Origin of the sequence: Serratia sp. CY31944 (assembly GCF_052169175.1) — a bacterium.
GTDB classification, from domain to species: domain Bacteria; phylum Pseudomonadota; class Gammaproteobacteria; order Enterobacterales; family Enterobacteriaceae; genus Serratia; species Serratia sarumanii.
On the sequence record NZ_JBJNLG010000006.1, the window covers coordinates 105,385 to 131,802 of the forward strand.

General features: G+C 58.8%; 30 protein-coding genes and 1 other RNA gene. 9 read left to right on the forward strand and 22 right to left on the reverse strand.

The window, feature by feature from the left end; translation table 11 throughout:
* The first annotated feature begins 116 nt into the window (after positions 1-116).
* From sdeX to ykgO, 4 genes are all read left to right on the forward strand, one after another.
* Positions 117-1,304 carry a multidrug efflux RND transporter periplasmic adaptor subunit SdeX gene (sdeX, locus tag ACJ8IN_RS09090; protein WP_033637347.1) on the forward strand — a complete coding sequence of 396 codons (1,188 nt, stop codon included), beginning with the start codon at positions 117-119 and terminating at the stop codon, positions 1,302-1,304.
* Positions 1,305-1,321: 17 nt separating this feature from the next.
* Positions 1,322-4,468 carry a multidrug efflux RND transporter permease subunit SdeY gene (sdeY, locus tag ACJ8IN_RS09095; protein WP_033637346.1) on the forward strand — a complete coding sequence of 1,049 codons (3,147 nt, stop codon included), beginning with the start codon at positions 1,322-1,324 and terminating at the stop codon, positions 4,466-4,468.
* A 186-nt stretch (positions 4,469-4,654) separates the two neighbouring features.
* A complete protein-coding gene (locus ACJ8IN_RS09100; protein ID WP_004940303.1) occupies positions 4,655-4,909 on the forward strand; it encodes a type B 50S ribosomal protein L31 in 255 nt (84 codons plus the stop codon).
* A 12-nt stretch (positions 4,910-4,921) separates the two neighbouring features.
* Positions 4,922-5,062, forward strand: coding sequence for a type B 50S ribosomal protein L36 (gene ykgO, locus ACJ8IN_RS09105; protein ID WP_004940304.1), 141 nt, complete (start codon positions 4,922-4,924; stop codon positions 5,060-5,062).
* Positions 5,063-5,168: 106 nt separating this feature from the next.
* Here ykgO and ACJ8IN_RS09110 read toward each other — a convergent pair whose 3' ends face one another.
* From ACJ8IN_RS09110 to ACJ8IN_RS09120, 3 genes are read right to left on the reverse strand one after another with little or no spacing between them, the layout of a single operon-like run.
* Positions 5,169-6,047, reverse strand: a complete 879-nt coding sequence (locus ACJ8IN_RS09110; RefSeq protein ID WP_308325476.1) for a metal ABC transporter substrate-binding protein — start codon at positions 6,045-6,047, stop codon at positions 5,169-5,171.
* Positions 6,048-6,072: 25 nt separating this feature from the next.
* The gene (locus tag ACJ8IN_RS09115; RefSeq protein WP_033637343.1) at positions 6,073-6,930 is read right to left on the reverse strand and encodes a metal ABC transporter permease; all 858 of its coding nucleotides are present in this window, start codon (positions 6,928-6,930) and stop codon (positions 6,073-6,075) included.
* A complete protein-coding gene (locus ACJ8IN_RS09120; protein ID WP_308325475.1) occupies positions 6,927-7,640 on the reverse strand; it encodes a metal ABC transporter ATP-binding protein in 714 nt (237 codons plus the stop codon). The genes ACJ8IN_RS09115 and ACJ8IN_RS09120 overlap by 4 nt, the downstream gene beginning before the upstream one ends.
* Before the next feature lie 406 nt (positions 7,641-8,046).
* Here ACJ8IN_RS09120 and ACJ8IN_RS09125 point away from each other — a divergent pair, with 406 nt between their 5' ends.
* From ACJ8IN_RS09125 to ACJ8IN_RS09135, 3 genes are all read left to right on the forward strand, one after another.
* Positions 8,047-8,400 (forward strand): hypothetical protein, encoded by a 354-nt coding sequence (locus ACJ8IN_RS09125; RefSeq protein WP_033653245.1) that lies wholly within the window; start codon positions 8,047-8,049, stop codon positions 8,398-8,400.
* Between the two features lie 158 nt (positions 8,401-8,558).
* A complete protein-coding gene (gene tomB, locus ACJ8IN_RS09130; RefSeq protein WP_004940312.1) occupies positions 8,559-8,927 on the forward strand; it encodes an Hha toxicity modulator TomB in 369 nt (122 codons plus the stop codon).
* A gap of 49 nt (positions 8,928-8,976) precedes the next feature.
* Positions 8,977-9,180, forward strand: a complete 204-nt coding sequence (locus ACJ8IN_RS09135) for an HHA domain-containing protein (RefSeq protein ID WP_004940313.1) — start codon at positions 8,977-8,979, stop codon at positions 9,178-9,180.
* Between the two features lie 296 nt (positions 9,181-9,476).
* Here the strand turns inward: ACJ8IN_RS09135 and ACJ8IN_RS09140 are convergent, their stop codons facing one another.
* Both ACJ8IN_RS09140 and gbpA read right to left on the reverse strand, forming a co-directional pair.
* Positions 9,477-9,995 (reverse strand): cytochrome b, encoded by a 519-nt coding sequence (locus tag ACJ8IN_RS09140; protein ID WP_047568991.1) that lies wholly within the window; start codon positions 9,993-9,995, stop codon positions 9,477-9,479.
* 52 nt (positions 9,996-10,047) lie between these two features.
* Positions 10,048-11,484: an N-acetylglucosamine-binding protein GbpA gene (gene gbpA / locus ACJ8IN_RS09145; RefSeq protein WP_308325474.1), complete on the reverse strand. Its 1,437-nt coding sequence runs from the start codon at positions 11,482-11,484 to the stop codon at positions 10,048-10,050.
* A gap of 253 nt (positions 11,485-11,737) precedes the next feature.
* On the opposite strand from gbpA, the gene gspS reads away from it, so the two are divergent.
* On the forward strand, positions 11,738-12,100 hold the full coding sequence (gene gspS, locus ACJ8IN_RS09150) for a type II secretion system pilot lipoprotein GspS (RefSeq protein WP_033653248.1): 363 nt from the start codon (positions 11,738-11,740) through the stop codon (positions 12,098-12,100).
* Here the strand turns inward: gspS and ACJ8IN_RS09155 are convergent.
* The 16 genes from ACJ8IN_RS09155 to ffs all read right to left on the reverse strand — a co-directional run bounded on the left by ACJ8IN_RS09155 (position 12,097) and on the right by ffs (position 25,205).
* Positions 12,097-12,912: a prepilin peptidase gene (locus ACJ8IN_RS09155; protein ID WP_052133456.1), complete on the reverse strand. Its 816-nt coding sequence runs from the start codon at positions 12,910-12,912 to the stop codon at positions 12,097-12,099. The genes gspS and ACJ8IN_RS09155 overlap by 4 nt on opposite strands.
* 35 nt (positions 12,913-12,947) lie before the next feature.
* Positions 12,948-13,394, reverse strand: a complete 447-nt coding sequence (gspM, locus tag ACJ8IN_RS09160) for a type II secretion system protein GspM (RefSeq protein WP_047568994.1) — start codon at positions 13,392-13,394, stop codon at positions 12,948-12,950.
* On the reverse strand, positions 13,391-14,521 hold the full coding sequence (gspL, locus tag ACJ8IN_RS09165; protein WP_047568996.1) for a type II secretion system protein GspL: 1,131 nt from the start codon (positions 14,519-14,521) through the stop codon (positions 13,391-13,393). The genes gspM and gspL overlap by 4 nt, the downstream gene beginning before the upstream one ends.
* 3 nt (positions 14,522-14,524) lie before the next feature.
* Positions 14,525-15,427: a type II secretion system minor pseudopilin GspK gene (gene gspK / locus ACJ8IN_RS09170; protein ID WP_047568999.1), complete on the reverse strand. Its 903-nt coding sequence runs from the start codon at positions 15,425-15,427 to the stop codon at positions 14,525-14,527.
* Positions 15,424-16,035: a type II secretion system minor pseudopilin GspJ gene (gspJ, locus tag ACJ8IN_RS09175; RefSeq protein WP_033647282.1), complete on the reverse strand. Its 612-nt coding sequence runs from the start codon at positions 16,033-16,035 to the stop codon at positions 15,424-15,426. Before gspJ ends, gspK begins: the two co-directional genes overlap by 4 nt.
* A complete protein-coding gene (gspI, locus tag ACJ8IN_RS09180) occupies positions 16,032-16,409 on the reverse strand; it encodes a type II secretion system minor pseudopilin GspI (protein WP_230202061.1) in 378 nt (125 codons plus the stop codon). Before gspI ends, gspJ begins: the two co-directional genes overlap by 4 nt.
* Positions 16,393-16,863: a prepilin-type N-terminal cleavage/methylation domain-containing protein gene (locus tag ACJ8IN_RS09185; protein WP_060422011.1), complete on the reverse strand. Its 471-nt coding sequence runs from the start codon at positions 16,861-16,863 to the stop codon at positions 16,393-16,395. Before ACJ8IN_RS09185 ends, gspI begins: the two co-directional genes overlap by 17 nt.
* Entirely contained in the window at positions 16,860-17,324 is a 465-nt protein-coding gene (gene gspG, locus ACJ8IN_RS09190; protein WP_060422239.1) for a type II secretion system major pseudopilin GspG, read from the reverse strand. The genes ACJ8IN_RS09185 and gspG overlap by 4 nt, the downstream gene beginning before the upstream one ends.
* A gap of 11 nt (positions 17,325-17,335) precedes the next feature.
* The gene (gene gspF, locus ACJ8IN_RS09195) at positions 17,336-18,547 is read right to left on the reverse strand and encodes a type II secretion system inner membrane protein GspF (RefSeq protein ID WP_060422014.1); all 1,212 of its coding nucleotides are present in this window, start codon (positions 18,545-18,547) and stop codon (positions 17,336-17,338) included.
* A complete protein-coding gene (gene gspE, locus ACJ8IN_RS09200; RefSeq protein WP_060422017.1) occupies positions 18,537-20,033 on the reverse strand; it encodes a type II secretion system ATPase GspE in 1,497 nt (498 codons plus the stop codon). Before gspE ends, gspF begins: the two co-directional genes overlap by 11 nt.
* Positions 20,030-21,919 carry a type II secretion system secretin GspD gene (gene gspD / locus ACJ8IN_RS09205; RefSeq protein ID WP_060422242.1) on the reverse strand — a complete coding sequence of 630 codons (1,890 nt, stop codon included), beginning with the start codon at positions 21,917-21,919 and terminating at the stop codon, positions 20,030-20,032. Before gspD ends, gspE begins: the two co-directional genes overlap by 4 nt.
* A 126-nt stretch (positions 21,920-22,045) precedes the next feature.
* Positions 22,046-22,549, reverse strand: coding sequence for a type II secretion system protein N (locus tag ACJ8IN_RS09210; RefSeq protein WP_047569008.1), 504 nt, complete (start codon positions 22,547-22,549; stop codon positions 22,046-22,048).
* 30 nt (positions 22,550-22,579) lie between these two features.
* On the reverse strand, positions 22,580-23,029 hold the full coding sequence (locus tag ACJ8IN_RS09215; protein WP_223307170.1) for a winged helix-turn-helix domain-containing protein: 450 nt from the start codon (positions 23,027-23,029) through the stop codon (positions 22,580-22,582).
* Positions 23,030-23,463: 434 nt separating this feature from the next.
* Complete coding sequence (locus ACJ8IN_RS09220) at positions 23,464-23,958, reverse strand: FidL-like protein (RefSeq protein ID WP_060422020.1); 495 nt, start codon at positions 23,956-23,958, stop codon at positions 23,464-23,466.
* Positions 23,943-24,740, reverse strand: a complete 798-nt coding sequence (locus ACJ8IN_RS09225) for a winged helix-turn-helix domain-containing protein (protein ID WP_060422022.1) — start codon at positions 24,738-24,740, stop codon at positions 23,943-23,945. The genes ACJ8IN_RS09220 and ACJ8IN_RS09225 overlap by 16 nt, the downstream gene beginning before the upstream one ends.
* A 368-nt stretch (positions 24,741-25,108) precedes the next feature.
* Positions 25,109-25,205: signal recognition particle sRNA small type (gene ffs, locus ACJ8IN_RS09230), an RNA gene on the reverse strand.
* Positions 25,206-25,361: 156 nt separating this feature from the next.
* On the opposite strand from ffs, the gene ACJ8IN_RS09235 reads away from it, so the two are divergent.
* Complete coding sequence (locus ACJ8IN_RS09235) at positions 25,362-25,676, forward strand: MGMT family protein (protein ID WP_033647296.1); 315 nt, start codon at positions 25,362-25,364, stop codon at positions 25,674-25,676.
* A gap of 64 nt (positions 25,677-25,740) precedes the next feature.
* Here ACJ8IN_RS09235 and ACJ8IN_RS09240 read toward each other — a convergent pair whose 3' ends face one another.
* A complete protein-coding gene (locus ACJ8IN_RS09240) occupies positions 25,741-26,232 on the reverse strand; it encodes a YbaY family lipoprotein (protein ID WP_016928846.1) in 492 nt (163 codons plus the stop codon).
* Positions 26,233-26,418 lie beyond the last annotated feature (186 nt).

Here is a 26,418-nt window from a genome sequence, read left to right on the forward strand (position 1 = left end):
TTTACATACATTCGCGAATGTATGTACCATAGCACGCACATATAATTAACGCAGCAATGGGTTTTAAAGCTTGTGATCCATTGATCATTTTGAAATCGGACACTTGAGGTTTTTCTATGAACAAAAACAGAGGGTTAACGCCTCTGGCGGCCGTTCTGATGCTTTCAGGCAGCTTAGTGCTAACAGGATGTAACGATAAAGAAACCCAACAGCAAGGCGCCCAACAACAGGCGCCTGAAGTGGGCGTAGTCACCTTGAAGGCCGAGCCTCTCAACATCACTACCGATCTTCCTGGCCGCACCGCTGCGTATCGTATCGCCGAAGTTCGCCCTCAGGTCAGCGGCATCATCCTGAAGCGCAACTTCGTTGAAGGCAGCGATATCAAGGCCGGGACGTCTCTGTACCAAATCGATCCCGCCACCTATCAAGCCAGCTACGACAGCGCGAAAGGCGATTTGGCCAAAGCACAGGCCAGCGCTTCCATCGCACGCGTGACGGTAAACCGCTACAAGCCATTGCTGGGTACCAGCTACATCAGCAAGCAGGACTACGACAACGCCGTCTCCACCCTGCAGCAGGCGGATGCCGCCGTGGTGGCCGCCAAGGCCGCCGTGGAAACCGCGCGCATCAACCTGGCGTACACCAAGGTGACCTCCCCGATCTCCGGCCGCATCGGCAAGTCCGCCGTGACCGAAGGCGCGCTGGTCAGCAACGGCCAGGCGACCGCCCTGTCCACCGTGCAGCAGCTGGATCCGATGTATGTCGACGTCACCCAGTCGAGCACCGACTTCCTGCGCCTGAAGCAAGAGTTGGCCAGCGGCGCGCTGAAGCAGGAAAACGGCAAGGCTAAAGTGAAACTGCTGCTGGAAAACGGCACCGAATACGCACAGGAAGGCACGCTGGAATTCTCCGACGTCACCGTCGACGAGACCACCGGCTCCATCACCATTCGCGCCCTGTTCCCTAACCCGAACGATACGCTGCTGCCGGGCATGTTCGTGCGCGCCCGTCTGGACGAAGGCGTGCGCAGCGATGCGCTGCTGGTGCCTCAGCAAGGCGTAACCCGCAACCCGCGCGGCGAAGCGACGGCGTTGGTGGTAGGGGCAGACGACAAAGTTGAGCTGCGCACGCTGAAGGCGGACCAGGCGATTGGCGACAAATGGCTGGTTACCGATGGCCTGAAAGCCGGCGATCGCGTGATCGTCTCCGGCCTGATGAAAGTGCATCCGGGCGCGCAGGTAAAAGTGCAGGAAGTTGACACTCAGGCGCAAAAACAGCCGCAGTCTGAAGCGCAGAAGTCATAAAAAGGAGCCTGTAATACATGGCTAAGTTCTTTATAGACCGCCCAATTTTCGCCTGGGTAATCGCCATCATCGTCATGTTGGCGGGGGTGCTTGCAATAATGAAACTGCCTATTGCGCAGTATCCCACTATTGCACCGCCGGCGGTGAGTATTTCCGCCAACTACCCGGGCGCAGATGCCAAAACGGTGCAGGATACCGTCACGCAGATTATCGAACAGAACATGAACGGTATCGATAACCTGATGTACATGTCCTCCACCAGTGATTCCTCTGGTAGCGTCACCATTACCCTGACGTTTGAATCCGGCACCGATCCTGACATCGCGCAGGTTCAGGTCCAGAACAAACTGTCGTTGGCCACCCCGTTGCTGCCGCAAGAAGTTCAGCAACAGGGCCTGAAAGTAGAAAAATCCAGCAGCAGCTTCCTGATGGTGGCCGGCTTCGTTTCCGACGATCCGAACATGACTCAGGACGATATTGCGGACTACGTGGCGTCCAACATCAAGGATCCGATCAGCCGTTCGTCCGGCGTGGGTGAAGTGCAGCTGTTCGGTGCCCAGTACGCGATGCGTATCTGGCTGGATCCGAACAAGCTGAACAACTACCAGCTGACGACCACGGACGTGACCTCCGCCATCACCGAGCAGAACAACCAGATCGCCGCAGGCCAGCTGGGCGGCCTGCCGCCGGTGCCGGGGCAGCAGTTGAACGCCTCGATCATCGCGCAGACCCGTCTGACTTCGCCGGAAGAGTTCGGCAAGATCCTGCTGAAGGTGAATACCGACGGTTCCCAGGTACGCCTGCGCGACGTCGCTCACATCGAGCGCGGCGCGGAAAGCTATGCCGTTACCGCTCGCTATAACGGTAAGCCTGCCGCCGGTCTGGGTATCAAACTGGCAACCGGCGCCAACGCCTTGAACACCGCCAAAGGTGTGAAAGATGAGCTGGCCAAGATGACGCCATTCTTCCCGCAAGGGATGAAAGTGGTTTATCCGTACGACACCACCCCGTTCGTTAAGATCTCCATCAACGAAGTGGTGAAAACGCTGATCGAAGCCATCATCCTGGTATTCCTGGTGATGTATCTGTTCCTGCAGAACTTCCGCGCGACGCTGATCCCAACCATCGCGGTGCCGGTGGTGCTGCTGGGGACCTTTGCGATACTCGCGGCGTTCGGCTTCTCGATAAACACCCTGACGATGTTCGGCATGGTGTTGGCGATCGGCCTGCTGGTGGATGACGCCATCGTGGTGGTGGAAAACGTCGAGCGCGTCATGGCCGAAGAGGGGCTGCCGCCGAAAGAAGCCACCCGTAAATCGATGGGCCAGATTCAGGGCGCGCTGGTGGGTATCGCCATGGTGCTGTCGGCGGTATTCGTGCCGATGGCGTTCTTCGGCGGTTCAACCGGCGCCATCTATCGCCAGTTCTCGATCACCATCGTGTCCGCGATGGCGCTGTCGGTGCTGGTGGCCTTGATCCTGACGCCGGCGCTGTGCGCCACCATGCTCAAACCGATCCCGAAAGGCGATCACGGGGTTAAAACAGGCTTCTTCGGCTGGTTTAACCGCATGTTCGAGAAAAGCACGCATCACTATACCGACAGCGTGGGCAACATCCTGCGCAGCACCGGCCGCTATCTGATCATCTACCTGCTGATCGTGGTTGGCATGGGCCTGCTGTTCCTGCGCCTGCCTTCCTCGTTCCTGCCGGACGAAGATCAGGGCATCCTGTTGACCATGGTGCAGCTGCCTGCCGGCGCCACCGAGTCCCGCACCAACAAAGTTCTGGAAGAAGTCTCCGACTACTTCCTGAACAAGGAAAAGGACAACGTGGTTTCGGTGTTTACCGTCGCGGGCTTCGGCTTCAACGGTAACGGCCAGAACAACGGCCTGGCATTCGTCAGCCTGAAAGACTGGGGCGAGCGTCCAGGGAGCGAGAACAAGGTCGAAGCGATCGCGGGTCGCGCCATGGGCGCATTCTCGCAGATTAAAGAAGGCCTGGTATTCCCGTTCAACCTGCCGGCGATCATCGAACTCGGTACCGCCACCGGCTTCGACTTCGAGCTGATTGACCAGGGCGGCCTGGGGCACGAGAAACTGACCGAAGCGCGTAACCAGCTGTTGGGCATGGTTGCTCAACATCCGGACGTGCTGGTGGGCGTGCGCCCGAACGGCCTGGAAGATACGCCGCAGTTCAAACTGATCGTCGATCAGGAGAAAGCCAAGGCGCTGGGCGTCAGCATCACCACCATCAACAGCACGCTGAGCACCGCGCTGGGCGGCTCGTACGTCAACGACTTCATCGACCGCGGTCGTGTGAAGAAGGTATACGTACAGGCCGACGCGCCGTTCCGTATGCTGCCGGAAGACATCAACAAGTGGTACGTGCGCGGCACGAGCGGCCAGATGGTGCCATTCTCCGCCTTCTCTTCGGCGAAATGGGAATACGGCTCACCGCGCCTGGAACGCTATAACGGCTTGCCGTCGATGGAAATTCTGGGCCAGGCCGCACCAGGCAAGAGTACCGGTGAAGCGATGAACCTGATGGAACAGCTGGCGTCCAAACTGCCAAGCGGCATCGGTTACGACTGGACCGGCATGTCCTATCAGGAACGTCTGTCGGGCAACCAGGCGCCGGCGCTGTACGCCATCTCGATTCTGGTGGTGTTCCTGTGTCTGGCGGCGCTGTATGAAAGCTGGTCCGTGCCGTTCTCGGTCATGCTGGTATTGCCGCTGGGGGTTATCGGTGCGTTGCTGGCCGCGACGATGCGCGGCATGAACAACGACGTGTACTTCCAGGTGGGGCTGCTGACCACCATCGGTCTATCGGCGAAGAACGCCATCCTGATCGTGGAATTCGCCAAGGATCTGATGGAGAAAGAAGGCAAAGGCCTGATCGAAGCGACGTTGGAAGCGGTGCGTATGCGTCTGCGTCCAATCCTGATGACGTCTCTGGCCTTCATCCTCGGGGTTCTGCCGCTGGTTATCAGCAGCGGTGCGGGCTCCGGCGCACAGAACGCGGTAGGTACCGGCGTAATGGGCGGGATGATCACCGCCACCGTCTTGGCGATCTTCTTCGTGCCGGTGTTCTTCGTGGTGGTTCGCCGCCGCTTCAGCAAGAAGAACGAAGACCTGGAACACAGCCATCCGGTAGAGCACCACTGATCGCTCAGTGATGTGACATTCACCCGATAATCGAAAAGGCCGCGCATGCGGCCTTTTTCTTTTGCTTCAGTTGCTTAATGCAAACCGTTCTCATTAATTCACTCGTGGGCGCAATTTACGCTTGATCGCGAAGCCGGGTCGGCGCATAATTATTGTTATAGTATAACATTACACGAGAGAGCCATTATGAAACCCGGCATCCATCCCGATTACCGCACCGTGGTCTTCCACGACGTCAGCGCCAACGCCTACTTTAAAGTGGGATCGACCATCAAAACCGATCGCACCATCGAGCTGGACGGCGAAAGCTGGCCGTATGTCACCCTCGACGTCTCTTCCGCTTCGCATCCGTACTACACCGGCAAGCAGAAAGACTATTCCAAAGAAGGCAGCACGGCGCGCTTCCAGCAGCGCTTTGGCCGCTTTATCGGCAATAAGTAACAAGGAAATCCCATGCAGGTATTGAGTTCATTGCGTTCGGCGAAAAATCGCCACCCGGATTGCAAAGTCGTGCGTCGTCGTGGCCGCATCTATGTGATCTGTAAAAGCAATCCGCGATTCAAAGCGGTACAGGGACGTAAGAAAAAGCGTTAACTCCCCAGTGTCATCTGTCGCAAAGCCCCGTTGCTGCTCAACGGGGCTTTTTTTATGGCGAGAAAGTGCCTGCAAGCTGTCCCCCGCCGGCAGGCGGGGGCAGAGGTTACTTCATGCTGCTCAGCAGCACGTCGACATTGTGTTTGAACGCCTGTTCATAGGTGGCCGCCGGGCCGCCCGCACGGGAGAGCGCTTCAGGGTACAGCTCGCCGCCCGCCTTGGCGCCGGTGGCGGCGGCAATCTGTTTCACCAACCGCGGATCGGTCTGATTCTCGATAAAGTAAGCGTTGACCTTTTCCTGTTTGATCTGCTTGATCAGGCCGGCCACGTCGCTGGCGCTGGCTTCGGCCTCGGTGGAAAATCCGACCGGGGCAAGGAAGGTGACGCCATACTCTTGCCCAAAGTAACCAAAAGCATCATGGCTGGTCAGCACTTTACGTTTCTGTGGCGGCACTGCGGCGAACTGGGTTTTGGCCCACAGGTCCAGCTTTTGCAGTTGCTGAATGTATTCGGCCCCGCGCTGGCGAAAATAGTTGGCATCCTCGGGATCGACGGCAATCAGGGCGTTCATCACGTTGGTGGCGTACTGCACGCCGTTTTTCATGCTGTTCCAGGCGTGAGGATCGGTAATCGCTTTGCCGTCCTCCTCCATCTGGCGGGTGCTGATGCCCTGTGAAGCGGTGATCACCTGCCCTTTATAACCCGAAGCGCTGACCAGGCGATCGATCCACCCTTCCAGCCCCAGTCCGCTGACGAATACCACATCAGCCTGAGCCAACTTTTTGCCGTCCTGCGGCGAAGGCTCGAAACTGTGCGGATCGCCATCCGGCCCCACCAGCGTGCTGACCTTGACATGATCGCCCCCCACCTGTTTGACGATATCCCCCAGAATGGAAAAGCTGGCGACGGCGTCGACGGTCTTCGCCATCGCCAATGGGCTGGCCAGCAGCGCAGCGACCGCCAGCGATATAGGTAAACGTTTCATACTTTCTCCTTGCAAATGGCACTTCTCAACGGCGCGCGAAGGCGTAAATGCCTCCGCGCGTTCCAAACAGGATCGAGACGAAAAAGATGACGCTGGCGCTGAGCACGATCGCCGGGCCGGCGGGCAGCGAAGCGTAATAGGACCACACCAACCCAATCAGGCTGGAAAGCGCGCCGATGCCCATCGCCGTCGCCAGCGTCTGCGGCAGATTGCGCGCCCAGAAGCGCGCGCTGGCGGCAGGCAGCATCATCAGCCCCACCGACATCAGGGTGCCGAGGATCTGGAATCCCGCCACCAGATTGACCACCACCAGCGCCAGAAACAGGCCGTGGATCAGCGCCAACCGGCGCGGCGCATTGACGCGCAGGAACGTGACGTCGAAGGACTCGATCACCAATGCACGGTACAGCGCCGCCAGCGCCAGCAGCGAAACCGAGGCGATCGCTCCGACCATCAGCATCGCCTGCGCATCCACCGCCAGGATCGAACCGAACAGCACGTGCAGCAGATCCACGCTGGAGCCGCGCAGCGAGACCAGCGTGACCCCCAGCGCCAGTGAGCCCAGATAGAACCCGGCGAAGCTGGCGTCCTCTTTCAGCGGCGTGCGGCGGCTCACCAGGCCGGACAGCATCGCCACCGCCAGCCCGGCGATAAAGCCGCCCACCCCCATCGCCACCAGCGACATACCGGAGATCAGATAGCCGATCGCCGCGCCCGGCAACACCGCGTGGGACAAGGCATCCCCCACCAGGCTCATGCGGCGCAGCAGCAAAAACACGCCCAGCGGGGCGGCGCTGAGCGACAACGCCAGGCACGCCATGAGCGCGCGGCGCATAAAACCGAAAGAGAGGAAAGGATCGATAAGCCCATGCCACAGCATCATCGCGCCACCGCCCGCAGATCCGGCTGCCGTTCGGCGGCGTGATACCTCGGCACCTGTTCCAATACCCGCTCGGCCGCGCCCCAGTGGCAAGCCTGCGGCGTCAGCAACAGCACCTGTGGAAAATGCTCGGCGACCATCGACATATCGTGCAGCACGGCGATCACCGTTTTCCCCTGCCGGTGCAGTTGCGCGATCGCCTGCAGCAGGATCTGCGTGGTGGCGCTGTCGATGCCGGTGAAAGGTTCATCCAGCAAAATCAGCGGCGCCGGTTGAACCAGCAGGCGCGCAAACAGCACCCGCTGCAGCTGGCCGCCGGACAGTTCGCCCACCGGGCTGCGCGCCAGCGCGCTCATGCCAACGTTCGCCAGCGCCTCATTGACCTGGCTTGCCGCGCGCCTGTTCATGCCGCCGAACATGCCGCTTTGCGGCCAACAGCCCATCGACACCAGATCGCTTACCGCGATCGGGAATTGCCGATCCAACTCGGCCTGCTGCGGTAGATAAGCCCTGCGCGGTGGCTTGCCGCCGCTAAAACTCAGACTGCCGCCCAGCGGCGGCAACAATCCGGCGAGCGTTTTCAGCAACGTCGATTTCCCGGCCCCGTTGACGCCCACCACCGCGGTTAACGAACCGGCGCTGAACTGCCCGCTCAGCGGCGGGAAAAGCGGCGTGACGCCATAGCCTATCGCCAGTTGGCGCAAGGAGATCATGGCAGCGATACCGCCCAGAAGATGCCGAGCCACAGCAGGGCCAGCAGCGCAACGGCCCCCGCACAGCGCGCGGCGGCGGAGGTGGTAAACAACGAATTCAGTGACGGCGCGGCGTCATGTTGTGAAGAGGGAGTCAATGTGGTGACCAAAATGATGGGTTAACAGTTATAATATAACATCACACCCATTACCACATCTCAAGCTATGGCGCGACAATAATGCAACGGAACGTAACAGTCCCTCGCGCAGCGGCGCTTCCCCCGCAGCCTCCTTATCAAATTCAGGGATATTCCCATTCGGTTGAAATGTTGGCATAAGGTAAAGAACAGCGGTAAATCGAAAAATTTACCGGCGTGAGTGAAAAAGGAGTAAGATAAGCAGATAACATTGCTGTTGGCCGAGATTAATGCTTGTTACCCTTGCCTGTAACCTGGACGTCAACGCACTTTCTGTTAAAAAATTAAAGAAAGTGATTAATGACAATATAGCGGAGTTAGTGCCGGCGCTGACCAGCGGACTCAGTTTTTATTCTGAAAGCGCACGCTATGCCGAAGATTCATTAGAAATACTTGATATAGTACGACAAGGTGACGGCGATTATTCAATGAGTTATCGCTATAAGTGGGGCATTTTTAATGCCTGTCTGGATATCAACAGCGAAGATATCATCAACGACAGCGTACGGTTCCGAGTGACGGAGCGGGGTTTAATCTTCGACATCATTGATAACTCTCGGCCATCAACTGCGGATGAATTGTAAGTTTACGTAATAACTGCAGGCCAAACGCGAAAAAATGATTTATATTCATTTTACGGGAAGTTTATTTAACCACCGTTAAGCTGCCTCCGTCCATGATGTAAATCAGCTTACTCACATAGTGTTATCACACCGCAATTAAGACTTACGGAGGGGATGATATGGATGAGTATTCGCCTAAGCGACACGACATTGCTCAGCTCAAATTCTTGTGCGAAAATTTGTATGATGAAGGTATCGCTACCCTGGGAGACAGTCACCATGGGTGGGTCAACGATCCGACGTCCTCCGTCAACCTGCAGCTTAATGAGTTGATCGAACATATCGCTTCGTTTGTGATGAGTTATAAAATTAAATACATGGACGAATCAGACCTGTCGGAGTTAGTCGAAGAATATCTCGATGATACCTATACGCTGTTCAGCAGCTACGGTATCAATGATTCCGACCTGCGCCGCTGGCAAAAAACCAAGGCGAGATTATTCAGAATGTTCTCAGGAGAGGACATCTGTACGACAATGAAAACTTAGGGGATAATTATTCCCGAGCTATTTTACGGTTATTAAACTAAAGGCCACCATGACTAAAACCGACTATCTGATGCGTTTACGTAAATGCACCACGATTGATACTCTCGAACGTGTTATTGAGAAAAATAAGTACGAGCTTTCCGATGATGAACTGGAGCTGTTTTACTCAGCGGCCGATCACCGTCTGGCGGAGCTCACCATGAACAAACTGTATGACAAAATCCCCACCTCCGTTTGGAAATATGTCAGATAATCATCCCCCAACGCGTTGAGCCGATGCTTTTATCGGCTTCAATGTTCAAACTGAATACGTATTTTTCCTATTGACAATGAAATGTTAATTACGTTCATTTTTATCGTTAATAATAAATAGAAACAATTCTCTGTTCCTGTCCGGGGTATTACGCCTTAACGCGATTAACGCGTGCTGTCTCTCGCACTCCCTGCTTATCGGCCACACGCGTCACGGTCATGCCGTCGCTCTTCCCTATTACCTTCGCGGCCACGCCGCCGCACTGCCTCGCCGGGCGGCGTGATCGCCCCGTAAAATCAGAGCATGCGGCGCAAAATCGCCTGCCCGGCGAAGCAGTGGTGTTTAATCACCGCCGCTATGTGCAGCACGATCATGGCCGACAGCGCGATGCACGAATAACGGTGCACGGCGAAAAAGAAGCGGTTAACGTCGAGATTTGTTATCGGGCGAGGGAAGTCGATCGCGCCGAAAACGGCAAAGCCGTGCTCCAGCATAAGGAATCCACTGAGCAGCACCACGAAAATCAGCAGGTAGAATATTTCGTGCAGCAAATGCACCAATCCCTTCTCGTGCCCTTGCAGCATATCGCCATAGGGCACCTTAGGCCGGAAAAAACGCCAGATAAAGCGCGCCGCCATCAGCGGTGTCAGCACCAAGGCCAGCGACATATTGGTCACGGAGAAAAAGGCGAAGATGCGTGCATCCGTCATAAAATGCAGTGAATAACCAACGATCATTACGTAGATCATCACGGCGGCAATGCCCCAATGCAGTAACCGACTGAAAAGATCGTAACGGGCAGGTTCGTGTGACATAAAACTCCTTTAAAAGCGGCCATCGCTGGCCGCTTGGCTATCCGATTTACACTTACTTTTTCACGACCCAGGCATCCTGCCAGTTGGAACCCACGCCCGGCTCAAAGTGAGTCGCGCCGCTGTTCCACTGCATGCAGTAACCGCTGTAAGGGAAAGGTTTGCACTGATATACCTTGCCGTCTTTCGGTTGCAGCACCGTGGTGCCGGCAGTGTATTTACTCAGCGCGTTCGGGAAGACGAAGTTATAGTCGCCGTTGCCGCCGCCACCGCCACCGCCGGTGGATTCCGCTTCCAGGTTGAAGTTTTCGATATCTGGTTGAATGCTCTGCCCGTTGTCATTGCTGGCGATCACTTTCAGCATGTGGTGGCCTTCGCTGACGTTGCTCAGCGCCATAGTCAGCGGCTGGCTGGCGTCTTCCAGCGTCGCTTTCAGGTAGCCTTTTTCCGTCTGGCCGTGGTCGTAAACGCGCGCTTCAACCGTCAGTTTGCCTTTGACCTCGGCATTGAAGGTCAGCTGAGCTTTGCCGTCCTTGATTTTGGTGCTGGACAGGTTGCCGATGCGGATCTCTTCGGTGATAGCCGGCGTTTCTTCCTCATAGGAAATCACCACGCTCTTCATCGTGCTGCCCTGCTTGGCGTAGACCGCGTTATTGCCAAACACCGGATTGACGTTGCCTTTGCCGTCTTTCACCCCGGCACGCACCGCTTTCTGTTCGGTGTTGATCTTGCTGGCCAGCGCGTGACCCCAGCGGTTTTTGTCGGTCAGCGTCTCACTGTCGATCGCCAGTTCGGTTTTCATCGTCAGCACTTCACCGTCCGCATCGAAGAAGCGGGCGATCACCTTGTCGCCAACCTGCAGGTTTTTACCGGTGAGGGAACCTTGCAGCTGCTTGCGCCATTCCGACACGACGCCGTCGTCTTCGAAGTTAACGTCAACCACCTGATAGAAACTGTTTACCGTGTCATTGATTTCCCACACGCCGTAAATCACCTGATAGCCGGTTCTCTCCGGCACCACGCACTGGTGCACTTCGCGATCTTTTGGCGGCTTGGCATGGCCATCAATCTCGCAGAACGGCTCTTTTTCGAAGGCCTCGCGCGACAGCGGCTTGTTCACGTCCCAGTCTTGTTTGGTGATGTAGTAACGCCAGTTATTGGTTTTGTGCTTGGCGGTGTGGTACCAGGTGAACGTCTGTGGCCCCGGCTTCATGGTATTCAACGCCCAGACGTTGACGCCCTGGCGATCCAACGACTCGAAGCCGTTCACCCCGCCGCTGGCCAGCTGGCCGTCGAGCGGCGTCGCGCCGCCAGGGAAGCCGGAAACCTGCTCGACGCTCTGCGGTTCCCACTGCGCCCGGCCGCAGTCGGTGTTGCTGCCCAGCTTGCACTTGTAGGCGCGGCTCTCGGGCACTTCGATATAACCGTGCGACCAGGCGGCCGAGGAGGCCGCGAGCGTTGCCATCATCAGGGCGATTTTGGATAATTTCATTACGACTCCAGTTAAATTTATTGGATTCCAACTGAGTGAGAAGAAACTCAAAGAGATGCGGCGATACCGCGAGAGGAATAATAAGTAGAAGCCCTGAACGCCCGGCACTTAGAATGCATTAAAATAATAAAACCTAATATCGTCATGATATTAAATGGCATGACAAACGTTTAAAATAATCCGGAAAGCGTGAAATACCGTAGCACCGAGCAAGAAAATAAATACACCGAACCAACACCGCAGAGAAAATAACGTGACATTGAAAAATATTGCCGCAGCGATCGTGGCATCCCTGCTGTTATCCGGCTGCCAGCACGCCGCCAAATCGGCTCCTGACGCCGCTACCCAACGCGACCAGCTGTCGTCGCTGGTCGGCGCCGGTCAATTTCTAAGAGACAGGTGCAACCGCGCCGATATTCCGGCCGGCGATAAGCTCGCGGCGGCGGCGCTGCAGGAAGCGAAGGAAAAAGATTGGACGCCGGCGCTCAATCGCGCCCAACTGCTTGCGGCGGGTAAACACGTCGCCGCGCAGCTGGAGGCCGACGCCACGCCGCTGCAGGAAAAGTGCCGTGGACTCAACCGCTCGCTGGCGCCTTTTTTAGCCCAGCTGCGTTAGCCCCCTATCGGCAGCGCAAGCCACTGACAGGCCACCGCGCCGGCGCCCGCCGTCGCCAGCCCCGGCCCGAAGGGCAGGGGTTGGGCCGCATCGCCGCCGCGCCACGCGCGCAGCAACAGCCACAGCAGGCTGCCGGCGGAGGCGAACAGCAGGATCGACGGCAAAGCGGCATAGCCGCCCCAGGCGCCAAGCGCCGCCAACAGTTTGAAATCGCCGTATCCCAGCCCCTCGCGGCCGGTCGCCAAACGAAATCCCCAATACAATAGCCAGAGCGCCAGATAGCCCGCCATCGCGCCAATGACCGCCGCCGGCAAAAAGGCCGGGTGCGCCAGACAATGCCACAGTAAGCCGATCCACAGCAGCGATAGCGTCAGGCAATCCGGCAGCAGCTGACATTGGTTGTCGATCGCCGCCAACGCCAGCAACAGCGCAACCAACACCAGCATGAAAAACCAATCCACCCCGATGCCGAGCCGCCAGGCCAGCGTTATCCCCATCAGCATCAGAAATAATTCCAGCAGTGGATAACGCACGGCAATAGGACGGCGGCAATAACGACAGCGGCCACGCAACAGCAGCCAACTTAATAAAGGAATATTATCGAACGCCGATAATTTTTTTGTGCATGACGGACAGAATGAATGCGGCCAAAAGAGATCGAACCGCTCGGCCTGCGCCGTTTCCATTTCGCGCTCAAGCATAATGGGCAGCCGATAAACGACTACGTTAATAAAACTGCCGACGCACAGACTCAACACGGCGCTAAATAACAGCCAGTGTTCATCCGCCGCCGCGTTTAGGGCAAATAGCATGATTTTTTTGATTCCTGATGATTCGTTAGCGTGGGTTACATCGACGGCTGCGTCGTTACCCGCAGCAGGTTGACCTGCACTACGCCCGGCGCCTGCTCCGCGCGCTCCACGGCGAGCGCCAGCACGCGGATGCCATGCTCACGCTGCAGGGCGGCCAGCCACGACAGCAGGCTTTCAAACGGCACGGGCGGCAGCCCCACCTGCATCTGCGCATCACTTTCCGTCAGGGCGACGATGGGGATGCGGAACGCCTGCGCGCTCTGCCGCAGCCGCTCCGGCAGTTGCTCGCGCGCAGCGGCATCCAGCGGCAAGCGCGCCTGCAGTTGCTGGATGACGCGTGCCTGCCCCTGCAGCGCGGCCAGGCGCTGTGCGCTTTTCTGCGCCTGTGAAAACTGATACAGGCAGTAGCCGCAGGCTGCCAGCAGCAACAGGCTTAACAGCACCGCCCGCCGCAACGCCTTATCGCGCCACCCGATATTCATCGCTCACCTCTCACCGTCAGGATCGCCTGGTTGGACGCACCGCCCTCGCTGAACGCCATGCTGACCTCGCCGTCGTTAACCGGCGCCGGCAGCGGCACGTCGTTTCTGTTCACCGTCACCACCAGACGATCGTCGGCGGCGTCGAAAGCCAGCGCCTGCAGCTGCGGGGGCGCCCATAACGCGAGCGCCCCGGCCGCGTAGGGCAACAGCCTGAACAGCTGCGGCGCATTCAGGGCATCCTGCATACGCCGCACCCGCGCTTTCGCCGCCTGCTCGGCAAACGCCGACGCGGCCTGGCCCGGCAGCAGGTGCCGTGAGAGCGCCGCAATCTGGCTCTCGCTCTGCCGGGCCATCTGTTGGTGGTGCAAACCGCCCACCAGCAGCGAACCGCTGAGCAACAGCAGCGCGCAGGCGGTCTTGTCGGGCAGGCGGCGCGGCCAGCGTACGCTCGGTTTGAAACGTCCCTGCAGCAGCGTGAATGTACTGTTCCAGGCCTCTTCCGCCAGTCGCCAGAGCGGATCCTCGTCAATGCGCGCCGCTTCCCAGCCCGCCGGAACCTCCCCGCCGCGGTGCAGACACCAGTCCGGCGTCGGCAGTGAAGCGCAGCCCAGCCAGGCGTCGGGCAGCTGCATTCCCTGCCCGTTTCCCGTTCGGATCAACCAGTGGTTGCGCCAATGCAGCGCGCTGCATTGGCCGGGCAGCGGCAATGCCAGCACGTCGGGCAGCATTTTATCGGCGCGAATGCCGCTGGCGCTCAGGCGCTCGACCCATTCCTGCATCTGCGTCAGCGCGACGCCGGCGAGGGTGAAATCGCGCTGCGCCTTGTCCAGCACCGCCCAGTGCATCTGCTCGGCATCGGCCAATAACCCGGCCTCATGGGCGTAGGCCAGCGCCAGCGGCGTCGCCTGCCGGGCCTTGCCCTGGAATGTCGTTTGCCTCAGCGCCACATGACGGGCAGGCACCAACACCACGACGCGGCTGCCCTGTGCCATGGCCGCCAACTCGCCGCCGCCTTCGGTCAGATCGAGGTGGGCGGCGAAACGGCAACTCGTCTCGCCGACGCGGCCCCAGCGCACATCGGCCATCAAGTCCTCGCTCAGCGCGATAAGCAGGATTGTATTCGCCACCCTTTACCCCTCCCCTCTGTCGAACAGGCGTCCGCTGACCGTGACGCCTGACTGGCCCGGTTGCAACGCGCTGACGAGCCGATAGCGCCCGTCGTTCAGCGTCAGCTGCAGCTGCGCAATCCAGCGGCTATCGTCGAACGTCAATCGCTCGCCGAGATCGTCGTCACCCAAGTCTTGCAGCGCTTTTTCCTGCGACAAAAACGCCAGCGTCTGCCAGCCCTGCGGCGGACGGGCCGCCAGCAGCGCCCGCAGCCGTTCATCGCTCAGGGCGTTCATCAGCATCGCCCGCAGCAGCGGTAATTGCGCCTCGCTCACGGCATCCGGGTTGATGCGCAGTTCGGCATCCGGCGCCGCACAAAGCTGCGGTGCCAGGCGCAGGTAAAGCTCACGATCGATGCTGGCCAGCTCCCGCAGTTCGCTGACATTCCCCATCAGATACCCCTCGTCATTGCCCCTGGCGACGATGGCCTCGGCAATCGCGCCCGCCTGCGCGTCGGCGATCCCCAGGTTGTTCAGTAACAGCATGAATATCCGCCTCTCCTTATTGGGGGGAACCCCCTCGCTATTCCCGGCCTCCGTTGGGCCGGCGGCGCGGATCAGGGCGTTTAGGTTGAAACAGGCATCGACGCGGCGCAGGCGTATCGTCACCTCCCCCTCTTCGGTACGCATACTGAACGCCGCTCCTGATGCCCCCCAGGCCTTGCGCTTCTCTCCCGCCTGCCGCAATCGCTGTTGGGCGTAGATCTCCCCGCCCAGCAGCAGCCATTTGGCCTTCAGCCGATCCTGTTGAGACTGGGTGCGCGCCAGCGAACGCTGCCAGTTATCGTTGATATTGATCGCCACGATCGCCATCAGCGACATCAGCAGCAGCACCATCAACAGCGCCATACCGCGTTGTTTTTTCATGATGGCCTCGCGGCGGGCACCGTGACGATGCGGCGCACCTCCCCCAGCGCGGGGGTTTCGACGACGATTTCCACCGCCTGCGGCAGCAGCCCGCCGGCGCGCCAGGCCGTCAACCATTCGCCCTGCAGGTAAAAGCGCAGGCGGAACCGCGTCACCTCCGGCAGCAGCAGCACGCTGCGCGCCGCCGCCTGCGGGCTGCCCAAACTCGGATAGCTGAGACGCTCGAGCCGCCCCTGCCGGTAGCGATACTCCACCCGCTCCAGCGTGGCGCGCGGCAGCCGAGCGTGTGGATTCGGCCAGCCGTTTCGGATCAGCAGCAGCTGTATATCCGCGTCCTCGCCCACCGTCTGCCGCACCGCGAACTCCGGCACCGCCGGCAAGCGCTTATCGCCAATCGGCGCCCGCGCCTGCGCATGAGTGAAATCGCGTTCGACGATCGCCAGCGCCCGTTGCAGCTGGGTCAGCTGCGTCGATTTGCGCCGGGTGATTTCATCGCTTTTCAGCACGCCCCTAAAGACCGCCAGCGCGGTGAGCGACAGCATGGCGAACAAGGCGATGGCCAGCAGCATTTCCACCAGCGTAAAACCGCATTGCGAACCGCGTTTCATGGCAGTGCCCTGTAGGCCAGCATCTCCACCAGCGCGTTGCGATCCTGCGGATCGCGCCGGACTTCAATCGCGATCGCCCGCATTCCGGCGTCGCTGGTCTCCTGCCCGCGATAGCGCCAGTGCCAGGTTTCACCGGCCATCGCCGCAGTGCCCGAATGCCAGGCCAGCGTCGGCGGATACGGGTCGAGCTGCAGCAGCGTCAACTGGTTGTCCGCCACCCACAGCGCAACGCTCTTGGCTTCGATCGCGCTCAGGCTGCGCACCTGGCCGCCGGTGCTGTTGATCAGCGCCAGGCAGCCGATGGCGAAGATCATCAAGGCCACCATTACCTCCAGCAGCGTCATACCCCGCTGGCGTTTAATTTTCCGCGTCATCGCAACGAATATCCGTCGTTTCAAATACGAAGTAACCGGGTGCCTGCAATCGCCACTGGCACTTGCCCTGCGACAGCGCCACGCTGAACGCGGTGGTTTCGCCCCCCGGATACAGCCACACCTGCGGCATCTGCGCCGCCGCGTCGTCAAGCGTGACGGCTTGCCCCTCAACGCTCAGCCGCAGCGCGATGCCCTCCGGCAAAACGTATTCATCCCGCCCCTCTTCGGCGACGACGCTGCGCCAACCGCCGCTGGCGAACGCCACGCCATAACTCACCCCTTCACGTTCGGCCCGCTCGGCGAGGGCATACAGCCAATGGTTCAGCCGCTCCCCCTGCCGAGCCAGCGGCTTCTCACCCGCAGGAAAACTCAGCATCACCAGGCCGCTGGTCACTCCCAGCAACAGCAATACCAGCATGATCTCCAGCAGCGTAAAGCCGCGTATACGCCTCATGGCGCCTTGGCGTCGGCCACCCAGTTGCCGATGTCGTCATCGGTGTCGGCAACGCCGTCCTGGCCCAGAGAAAACACGTCCAGCTTGCCGTGGCGCCCCGGGTTGCGCAGACGGTACTCCTGCCCCCAGGGATCTTGCGGCAACCGGCGAATATAGCCGTCTTCGGGATAATTCCTCGGGATCGGTGCCAACACCGGCCGGGTCACCAGCGCCGCCAGCCCCTGCTCCGCGCTGGGATAACGCCCGTTATCCAGCTTGTACATATCCAGCGCGTTCTCCAGCGCCACGATATCGCTGGCGGCCTTTTGCCGATCGGCCTTCTCCTTGTTTCCCATCAGGCTTGGAATGGTCAGGCTGGCCAACAGCCCCAGAATGACGATCACCACCATGATTTCCAGCAGCGTAAACCCTCGCTGCCGCGATCTGCGTATTTTGCTGATATGACTCACTTTAATCTCCATTAACGGCATGATTAGCCGACCATATTATTGAGCTGCAATATCGGCTGCAGGATGGCCAAAATGATGAACAGCACCGAACCGGCCATCGCGATCACCAATAAAGGCTCGAACAGCCCCAGCGCCAGCGTGATTTGCCGGCTGAAAGCCTCTTGCTGCATCGTCGCCGCCCGCTCGAGCATCATGTCCAGCTCACCGCTGCGCTCGCCGGACATGATCATGTGCCGCATCATCGGCGAGAACAGCGCGGTGCCCTCGAGCGACGGCGATAACCCTTCGCCCTCCCGCACCCGCTCCATCGCCGCCAGCAGCCGTTCGCGGGCGGCGTCGTTGCCCAACACACCGGCGCTGATGCGCATCGCCTCCAGCAACGGCACCGCGCTGGCGTTCAAAATGCTCAGCGTTTTGGCGTAGCGCGCCGTATTCACCGCCAGCGACAGTTTGCCGACCACCGGCAACCGCAGGATGAACGCATGCCAGCGCACGCGCCGCGCCGGATCCCGCAGGCGATAGCGGAAAGCGCCGAGACTCGCCAGCGCCAACATCAGCGCCAATGCCCCCCATTGGCGCAGCCCGTCACTGGCGCCGAGCAGCATCCGGGTCGACAGCGGCAAGGTCTGTTTCATATGCACAAACTGTTCGATCACCTTCGGCACCACCGCCGTCAACAGGATCGCCACTACGCCGATCGCCACCGCCGTCAGCACCATTGGGTACACCAGCGCCTGCACGATCTTGTTCTTCATTTGCTGGCGCTGTTCGACGTAGTCGGCCAGCCGCTCCAGCACCGGCGCCAGATGGCCGGAAATCTCACCGGCCGCCACCATGGCGCAGTAGAGACGGTCAAAAATCCGCGGATGCTGCCCTAAAGCCTGCGCCAGCGGGAAGCCCTCCAGAATGCGCTGCCGCACCTGAGCCAACGCCGCCTGCAGGCCTTTTTTCTCCGTTTGCCGCGCCACCGCCATCAACGCTTCCTCGAGCGGCAGCGCAGCGGAGAGCAGCGTCGCCAGCTGCCGGGTCAACAGCGCCACATCGCCGCTGCTCACGCCGCTCATCCAGCGGCCGGCCAACATGCCGGCGAAAGCGGGCCGCCCGCGCGCTTGCACCGCCAGCACCTGCCACCCCTTTTCACGCAGCCGATCGCGGGCGTGGCGCAGAGAATCCGCCTCCAACACGCCGCGCTGGGTGCGCCCCTCACGATCGCAGGCGCGATAATCAAACTTCATCGCCGTCCCCTTCGCGCGTCACTCGCAGCACTTCCTCCAGGCTGGTCTCCCCGGCGCGCATCTTGGCGATCCCATCCTGGCGCAGCGGCAGATAGCGTTCGGCGGCCAGTTTCGCGATGTCCAGCTCGCCGTCACCGCGATGGATCGCCATGCGCATCGGTTCATCCAGCACCAACAGTTCGTGCAAGCCGATTCGACCGTGATATCCCTGCCCGCCGCAGGCCTCGCACCCCAACGGACGCCAGCAGGTCACCGCCTGCGTCGGTGGCAGCCCCAGCAGGCGCCGCTGCGCGTCAGACAGCGCATAGGGCTCGCGGCACTGCGGACAAAGCCGACGCACCAGGCGCTGCGCCAACACGCCGCTGAGCGAACTCGAAAGCAGAAACGGTTCGACCCCCATGTCCCGCAGCCGGGTCACGGCGCCGATCGCCGTGTTGGTATGCAGGGTCGACAGCACCAAATGCCCGGTCAATGAGGCCTGCACCGCGATCTGCGCCGTTTCGCCGTCGCGGATCTCGCCGATCAGCACCACATCGGGATCCTGCCGCAACAGCGCGCGCAGGCCGCGTGCGAAGGTCATGTCCACCTTGGGATTCACCTGCGTCTGCGCGATGCCGGCCAACTCATACTCGACGGGATCTTCGATCGTCATGATGTTGCGCTGTTCATCGTTGATCTGGCTCAGCAAGGTATAGAGCGTGGTGCTCTTGCCGGAGCCGGTCGGCCCGGTGACCAAAATGATGCCGTGCGGCTGGCGGATCAGGCGCAGCAACGCCTGCTGGTGCGCCGGCGCCATACCCAGGCTGGGCAGTTCGAGCCGCACGCCCTGTTTGTCCAACAGGCGCATGACCACGCGCTCGCCGTGGCTGGCCGGCATCACCGACACCCGCACGTCTATCGCCCGCCCGCCGACCTTCAGCGCCATGCGCCCGTCCTGCGGCACGCGCTTCTCGGCGATATCCAGCTTCGACATCACCTTGATGCGCGACACCAGCAGCGCCGCCAGCTTGCGCTGCGGCGCCAGAATCCGCCGCAGCGCGCCGTCGATGCGAAAGCGGATCACCAGCTCGCTCTCGTAGGTTTCGATGTGGATATCGGAGGCGCGCTCTTTGATCGCCTCGCTCAGTAAGGCGTTGATCAGGCGGATAATCGGCGCATCGTCCTGTTCGTCCAACAGGTCTTGCTGCTGCGGCAGCTCCTCGGCCAGCGCGTAAAAATCCAGTTCGCCGCCCAGGTCGTCGATCATTTTCTGCGCCTGGCCGCTTTCCTGCTGGTAGTGCGCCACCAGCCGTTGATCAAAAGCCTCCACCTCCAGCCGGGCCAGCGCCGGCTCGCCGGGCAGGCAGCGGTAGGCCTCCATCAACCCGGCGTGGCTCGTTTCAGGATGGCAATACATTTGGATGCCGCTCTGCCCATCGACGGCCAGCACGCCATGCTGCCGCGCCCAGGCGAAAGGCAGCAGCGGCCCCGCGGAACGGCGCTTCACGGGCGGGCTCCCCGCGGATAAAACGCGTCGATACTGGCAACGGTGGCGAGAAACGCCCGATTGTCGAGCGCCTTCTTATCGCCGGCGATCTCGCCGCGCAGCGCGTCATTCAGCTCAGGATCGTCCTGCTGCTCGGCGTCGAACTTGCCTAACTTGCGTTGGCTCTGCCGGGCATACCCCTCGGTGCTGCGAATGATGGTCGGGCGGATAAACAGCATCAAATTGCGCTTGCTCGCTTTGGTGGCGGTCGAGCGAAACAGCGCCCCCACCAGCGGGATCTTGCCGAGGATCGGCACGCTGCTCTCCAGCTCCGAATTGGACTTGTCCAACAAGCCGCCCACCACCACGGTTTCGCCGCTGTCCACCAGCACCGTGTTGTTGACCGTGCGGATATTGAAGGTCGCCCCCAGCGAATCCGGCGTGGCGCCGGCGCTGTCGGCAACGCTGGAGACCTCCTGTTCGATCTGCATCAGCACGGACTGGCCCTGGTTGATCTGCGGTTTGACCTTGAGTTTGATCCCCACCGTCTTGCGCGACACGGTATTGAAGACGTTATCGCTGTTGGTGGTTTGCGAACCGGTCAGGATCGGCACATCCTGCCCGACGCTGAACTCCGCCTCGGCGTTATCCAGCGTGACGATGCTCGGCGTGGCCAGGATATTGTTTTGGTTGTTGCTGGCGATGGCGGACAGCAATACGCCCCAGTTACCGCTGTAGAAACCGGTCATCAGGCCGTTGGCCTTGCCGAACACGTCGCTCATGCCGTTTTCGAACCCCGCCGACACCCCGGGCGCCGAGCCGGCGAACTGCGTGCCGCCGCCGTATTTGTTGGCCCACTGCACGCCGATGTTCAGCCCCTGCCCATCCTGCACTTCGACGATCACCGCTTCGACCAGCACCTGCGCGCGGCGCACGTCGAGCTTGGCGACCACCGCCTCCAGATCTCGCATCACGTCCGGCGCGGCGGTGATGATCAGCGCATTGGTCTGCTCATCGGCCTTGATCACCACGTTTTTCAGCAGCGCCACGTTGGCGGCGGCGCTCTCTTTCTCGTTTTGCAGGCCTGCACTCACGCCGGTCAATACCTCGACCAGGCTCTGCGCCTTGGCGTATTTGAGCGGAATAACCTGGGTATTGCCCTGGGTGACGCTCTTGTTATCCAGCTGATCAATCAGTTCTTTGGCGTGTTCGCGGGCCCGATCGTCCCCGGCGATCATCACGCTGTTGGTTCGCTCATCCGCCACCAGCCGCAGCGAGCTCGCGCCGGCCGTACGCCGCTTGCCCTCTTCGCGAAACAGTTCATTCACCATGCGCGCGATCTCCGGCGCCGCCGCATGCTTCAGCGCGAGGGTCTCGACCCGATTGCCGTCGTCCTGATCCATCTCCCTGACCAGCTCGAGCAGGCCGTTGACCACGCTGGCCCGGCCGGTGATCAACAGCGCGTTGCCCTGCTCGTAATGCGCCACGCTGCCCACGCCGATGCTGTCGTTAAGCTGGCGCAATATCGGCGAAACGTCCTTGGCCGCGATATTGCGCAGCGGCACCACGCGCATCACCACCTCATCCCCTTCGGCGATCGCCTCTGCGCCGTTTTGCGCCAGCGCGGCTCTTTTTCCCTCTTTGGCGGCAATCACCTTCAGGACGTTGTTGGGCATGCCGATGACCGTATAGCCATAGACGTCCAGCACGTTGAGAAAGAACTGGTAATACTGTTTCTCGTCGAGCTGTTCGTAGCTGCGCACCGTGACCTTACCTTTCACCGCCGGATCGATAATGATGGTTTTGCCCAGGTTTTTACTGACCGTATTGATAAATTCCTGAATGTCCGTGCCTTTGAAATTGGCAGAGAATTGCTCCGCGCGCGCCGCGCCGCCCAGCGCGATCATGACGGCCGCCGCCGCTAATGCGCGCCATAAGCCGGCGCTCCAGCCTGGGCCAGAACGATAAATGAAATGCGTAATCACAATGTCGCCTTATGCTATGAAACACCCCGCGCCGAAACGGCGCGCCGGCTACTCTTTAAACGTCAGCGTGGCGTAATAGCCGTTTTCATCGAGCAGTATTTTATTTTTCACTATCCGCACGATAACGGCATTGCTGCCGGCCAGACGGTCGCCAACGCCATAACCGGTTTGCTTGCCGCCATGCTCGACGATGACCAGGCTTTTTTTGGCGTTGTCGCTGAACAGCAGGCCGGCTATCTTGCCGAGCGCTGCGGCTTCCGGCGCGTTAGCCAGCAGCTCGGCACCGATCGCCCATTCGCCGACTTTATACCCGTGCGCCTTTTCGCCGTTTTTCGCCGCTTGATAGCGGCCAAACCAGTGCGCGACATGAATTTTTCCGATGTCATCTTCCTGAGGAAAGACACTATGACGCACCGGCCCGCGCGCGTTTTCACGGCTCGGCTCAACGGGCGCGCCATCCCCGGCCACCATTCGCCATCCCAGCTGGAGCATGAATGCCAGATTTATCAGGCAGAAAAGTAGAATAAGAAGGTCTGTCAACCGCTTGCTCACGTGCCCCCCGGTTATTCAACGGTGTCAACGCTAAGCGGAAATACCGACCACCATCGCGACAGAAAACAGCAGCGTGATGATCAGGGCCACTTTATAATTCACGGCGTCCAACCACGTTCGCCGGCGCTTATTAGCCGATGGCGACGGGCATTCCCCCTGCAAATTAACGGCCGCGCGCTCGCAGGCCTGAAAGCTCAGCATCACGCCAAATCGGGGAATGGTCTTGATCACCTCGCCGGGAATACCGTGGCGTGAGAGCAAAGAACGGCATTGGAATATCATCTGATAATAGTTGTTGTCGCTGATGGTCTCATGATTGCAAAACCAGACCGCGCGAATAATGTCGTTCTTCTTATAAATACCGCTCAACAGGCACAGCATGAAGCGCCGCTGTAATTCGGTCATTTCAATGAGCACATTCTCTTTTTTAAACAACAGCGTTTTTTCATTGTTGTTTAATATCACCAACTCATTTTCCAACAGAGTCTCGTTCAGGGCAATGTTATGTATGTCCATCTCTCGCCTATCAGTTTAATGAAGTCCAAAGGCTCTTGTGCCATCACCTTTGCACGCATGCGGCGAGATGCATTTTCAATGAAAATTAATAGTTCGCCGTTTCAAGAGCGGCCTCAATTAATCATGCGAAAAACATTCATGCAACTTATTTCTTTAATATAAACAATATAAAATTAATATGGCTACACCGCATCGCCTTAGATTCATTAAATCATTTAAAAACATGATGATAGCCGTTTTTGTAAAATAGCTAAATCACCATTGAATTTGATTAACAATGAAAAAATAGGCATTCACGCATAATAACCCATGTTATTAGCTGCGTGCGAAAAAGGCAGGACACGAGGATATAAAAGGTAACCAGAATACACCTTAACCCATATAAAATAACATGCACATCAGGATTCAATATTGCATAAAAACATCGGCGAGTAGGCATCGCTAAACATCAACGTATTCTTATCCACGCTGCGAATATGATAAAACGTCGATTCAGTGCTGAAAAAGTAAGTATACACCTCGTCCGGCAAGGTATCACGCGGCGAATAATTCACCTCGCCATAGTGGAAGCGATAAAAACTGCCTTGCGAGACGTAGCTGAAGTTAACCCGTCGGTTGACGAAATACTTCTCTTCGCCATCGTTGGCCAGGCCCGACAGCATCACCACGCCCTTATCGCCGGACAAAAAGATGTAGTTTATTTTTAGCGACAGCTGGATATCATCGTGCGCCGCCTGCGCGTCCAGCGAATTGAAATAATTAAACGTGGCGTTCGCTTCGCAGGAAAAATCGCCGAAGCCATGATGGCTGCGCACCAGGGAATACACCACGCTGCCGGTCAACACGCACAGGCCGACCAGCGTGGCTGACAAGATATTTAACTTTTTTTCCATGCCCGGATGTACTCGCTCTCACAATTATGCAAAACGGCCGCACTGTCCTTCGTGCATTTGGCGATAAACTGGCGTCCGCTGTCTTCACTGGCATTATGAGAACGGTTAACCTTGGTGATGATAATCTCACCGGGGCGGCAACGCTGGCCATAAAGATCCTTACGGATCAAGAACTGCAAATAGTCGTCCTGATGATTCTCCAAAAAATGGCCGGCATAGTAGATCGGGCAGCCGTTCACCGTACCGACGTAAGACAATACCTGCTTCTTTTCACTGTCGCGATGATGTTTGTAATAGATGAAGCACAGCGCCAGAAAAGATAATGGCACGACGATCGATAAGCTGCGCAGCAGAATAAAAAAATAATGGGGGGTATTTTTTGACGCCGCAGCGGATGCGGGCGATGTAGCGGGAACGTCCGCGGCGTGGGGAGGCTCAGGCAAATCAATCCGCAGCCGCTCTATCGATATTATTCTATTGAGTCTATACCCCTTTTTAGAGAGGGTAACGATCAGGCGCTCGTTGAAACCGACAGACGTCAAGGCCCGCCGCGTCAGGCTGATATATTGATTTAACGTCGCGGAAGAAGCGCTCAAGCCGTGATCGCTCCAAACCTGTTGCAACAGCGTTTCCCGGCTTACCGCCTCGTGGCCATGCTCGAGCAAGCATTTGAATACTCTCGAATTGACGCTGGATAAGAAAACTTCCCGTCCCTTCTTTATACTCTTCAATGAACCGTTTTCAGTGTTAAATGTAATATCTTTATCAATGATATAAATCATGTTCAGCCTGACAGCGCACACGGGTTATTATTTAAACTTATTCAGCCAGTTCGTCGACCGCCGCGAAGCGCGGATAGTTTTTTCGCAACGAGAATAAACCATACTAACGCCATCCCAACAGGCGTGCAACTTTAAGAATTTTCCCTATCCCTGCGTCATTATTTTTCCCACAAATAACGATATAAACGCTATTTTTTCACCGTCATCGGATCTGTTGGCAACAATACATTTGGTCACGGGAGGAGAAGGGCAAAAACGGCGCAGAGGAAAAGATTCACGCTCGCGGCGTGCGAAATGACGCTTGCGCAGCTTGTCGACATGAGGAATAACGGGGATAAGCGTTTTGCGGGCCGCAAAATGGGTGGGGACCCTGCCAGCTACATCCCGGCACACACGTCACCTGCTGCGGCTGCTTCCTTCCGGACCTGACCGAGTTCACAAGTTAGTGTTGCGGGAGAACCAACAGGGCCCCCATTGACGGCTTCTGTACTCCGAAGCGGTGGGCATTATCGGCGATGCCCCATCAAATAGCAAGCCAACCGGGGTTAACCGCTGTTTTCTTACCCACCTGCGCTGTGGCACACTCTTCGCCTGGGTTTTGAGTCACGCAGGAACAGCAATATGCAACCAGAAGACGCCTCTTTCAGCCAGCGGGTTTTCCATATCGTGGCCGCCATCCCGTTCGGCAAAGTCACCACCTACGGCGAAGTCGCCCGGCTGGCCGGCTCGCCGCGCGCCGCGCGTCAGGTCGGGGGCGTGCTGCGGCGTTTGCCGGAAGGCAGCACGCTGCCCTGGCACCGGGTGATCAACCGGCACGGACAGATCTCGCAGCAGGGGGAGGATTTTCAACGGCAACGGCAGGCATTGCTGGCGGAGGGGATTATTTTCGGCCCGCACAGCACGGTCGATTTCGATCGCTACGGCTGGCGCTGGTAAAACAAAACAGCCTTTGGCCGAAGCGCAAAGGCTGCTGATTTCATCTTGCTGTACCGCAGTAAGCTTACTGCATGGCGGTTGGCGCAGCCTGAATCGGCACACCCTGAACCGGAACCAGCAGCAGATCGGCACGGGTGCCGTTGCGGTTAACCACTTCCTGGATGGTGTCGGTAATAAACATCAGTCGCCCGTTGACCGTCACCGCCGCGCTCAGAATGATACGCGCATTCGGTTGGATGTCGGACGGGTTGTACGGCAGCGTAAAGCTGAATGGCGCCTGCTGCCCTTCAGTACGTACCGCGCGCTGTGCAATCACTTTGGACGGCGCATCCGCCAGCGAGGCGTCAGAGAGGGTGACCGTCAGTACGGCGTCCGGCGGCAGCGCAATGCGCTGACGTATATTAACCGAACCTGTCACCGCCGGGCCCTGAATCTGCGTTTGCGCAGCCGCCGGGTTACCGGCCGCCTGGGTAGGCACATCAGCACTCTTTTGCGCGCATCCCGCCAGCGTGATCGTCAGTGCCGCGGCACCGCCTACGATTTGCCAGAGTTTCATGGATCGGTCTCCTTTTTTATTATCAACATGTTGGTGGCTTTCACCACATCACCTATTAAACCTAGCACAAAACACTGATAAATCCACTTTGTCCCGCCTATTAATCACTTAAACAACCCAAGGCGTCCACGATTAAGAGCATTCTCATCGGCCCTTTAACGCAAAATGTTGACGCCGCGCCGTGAT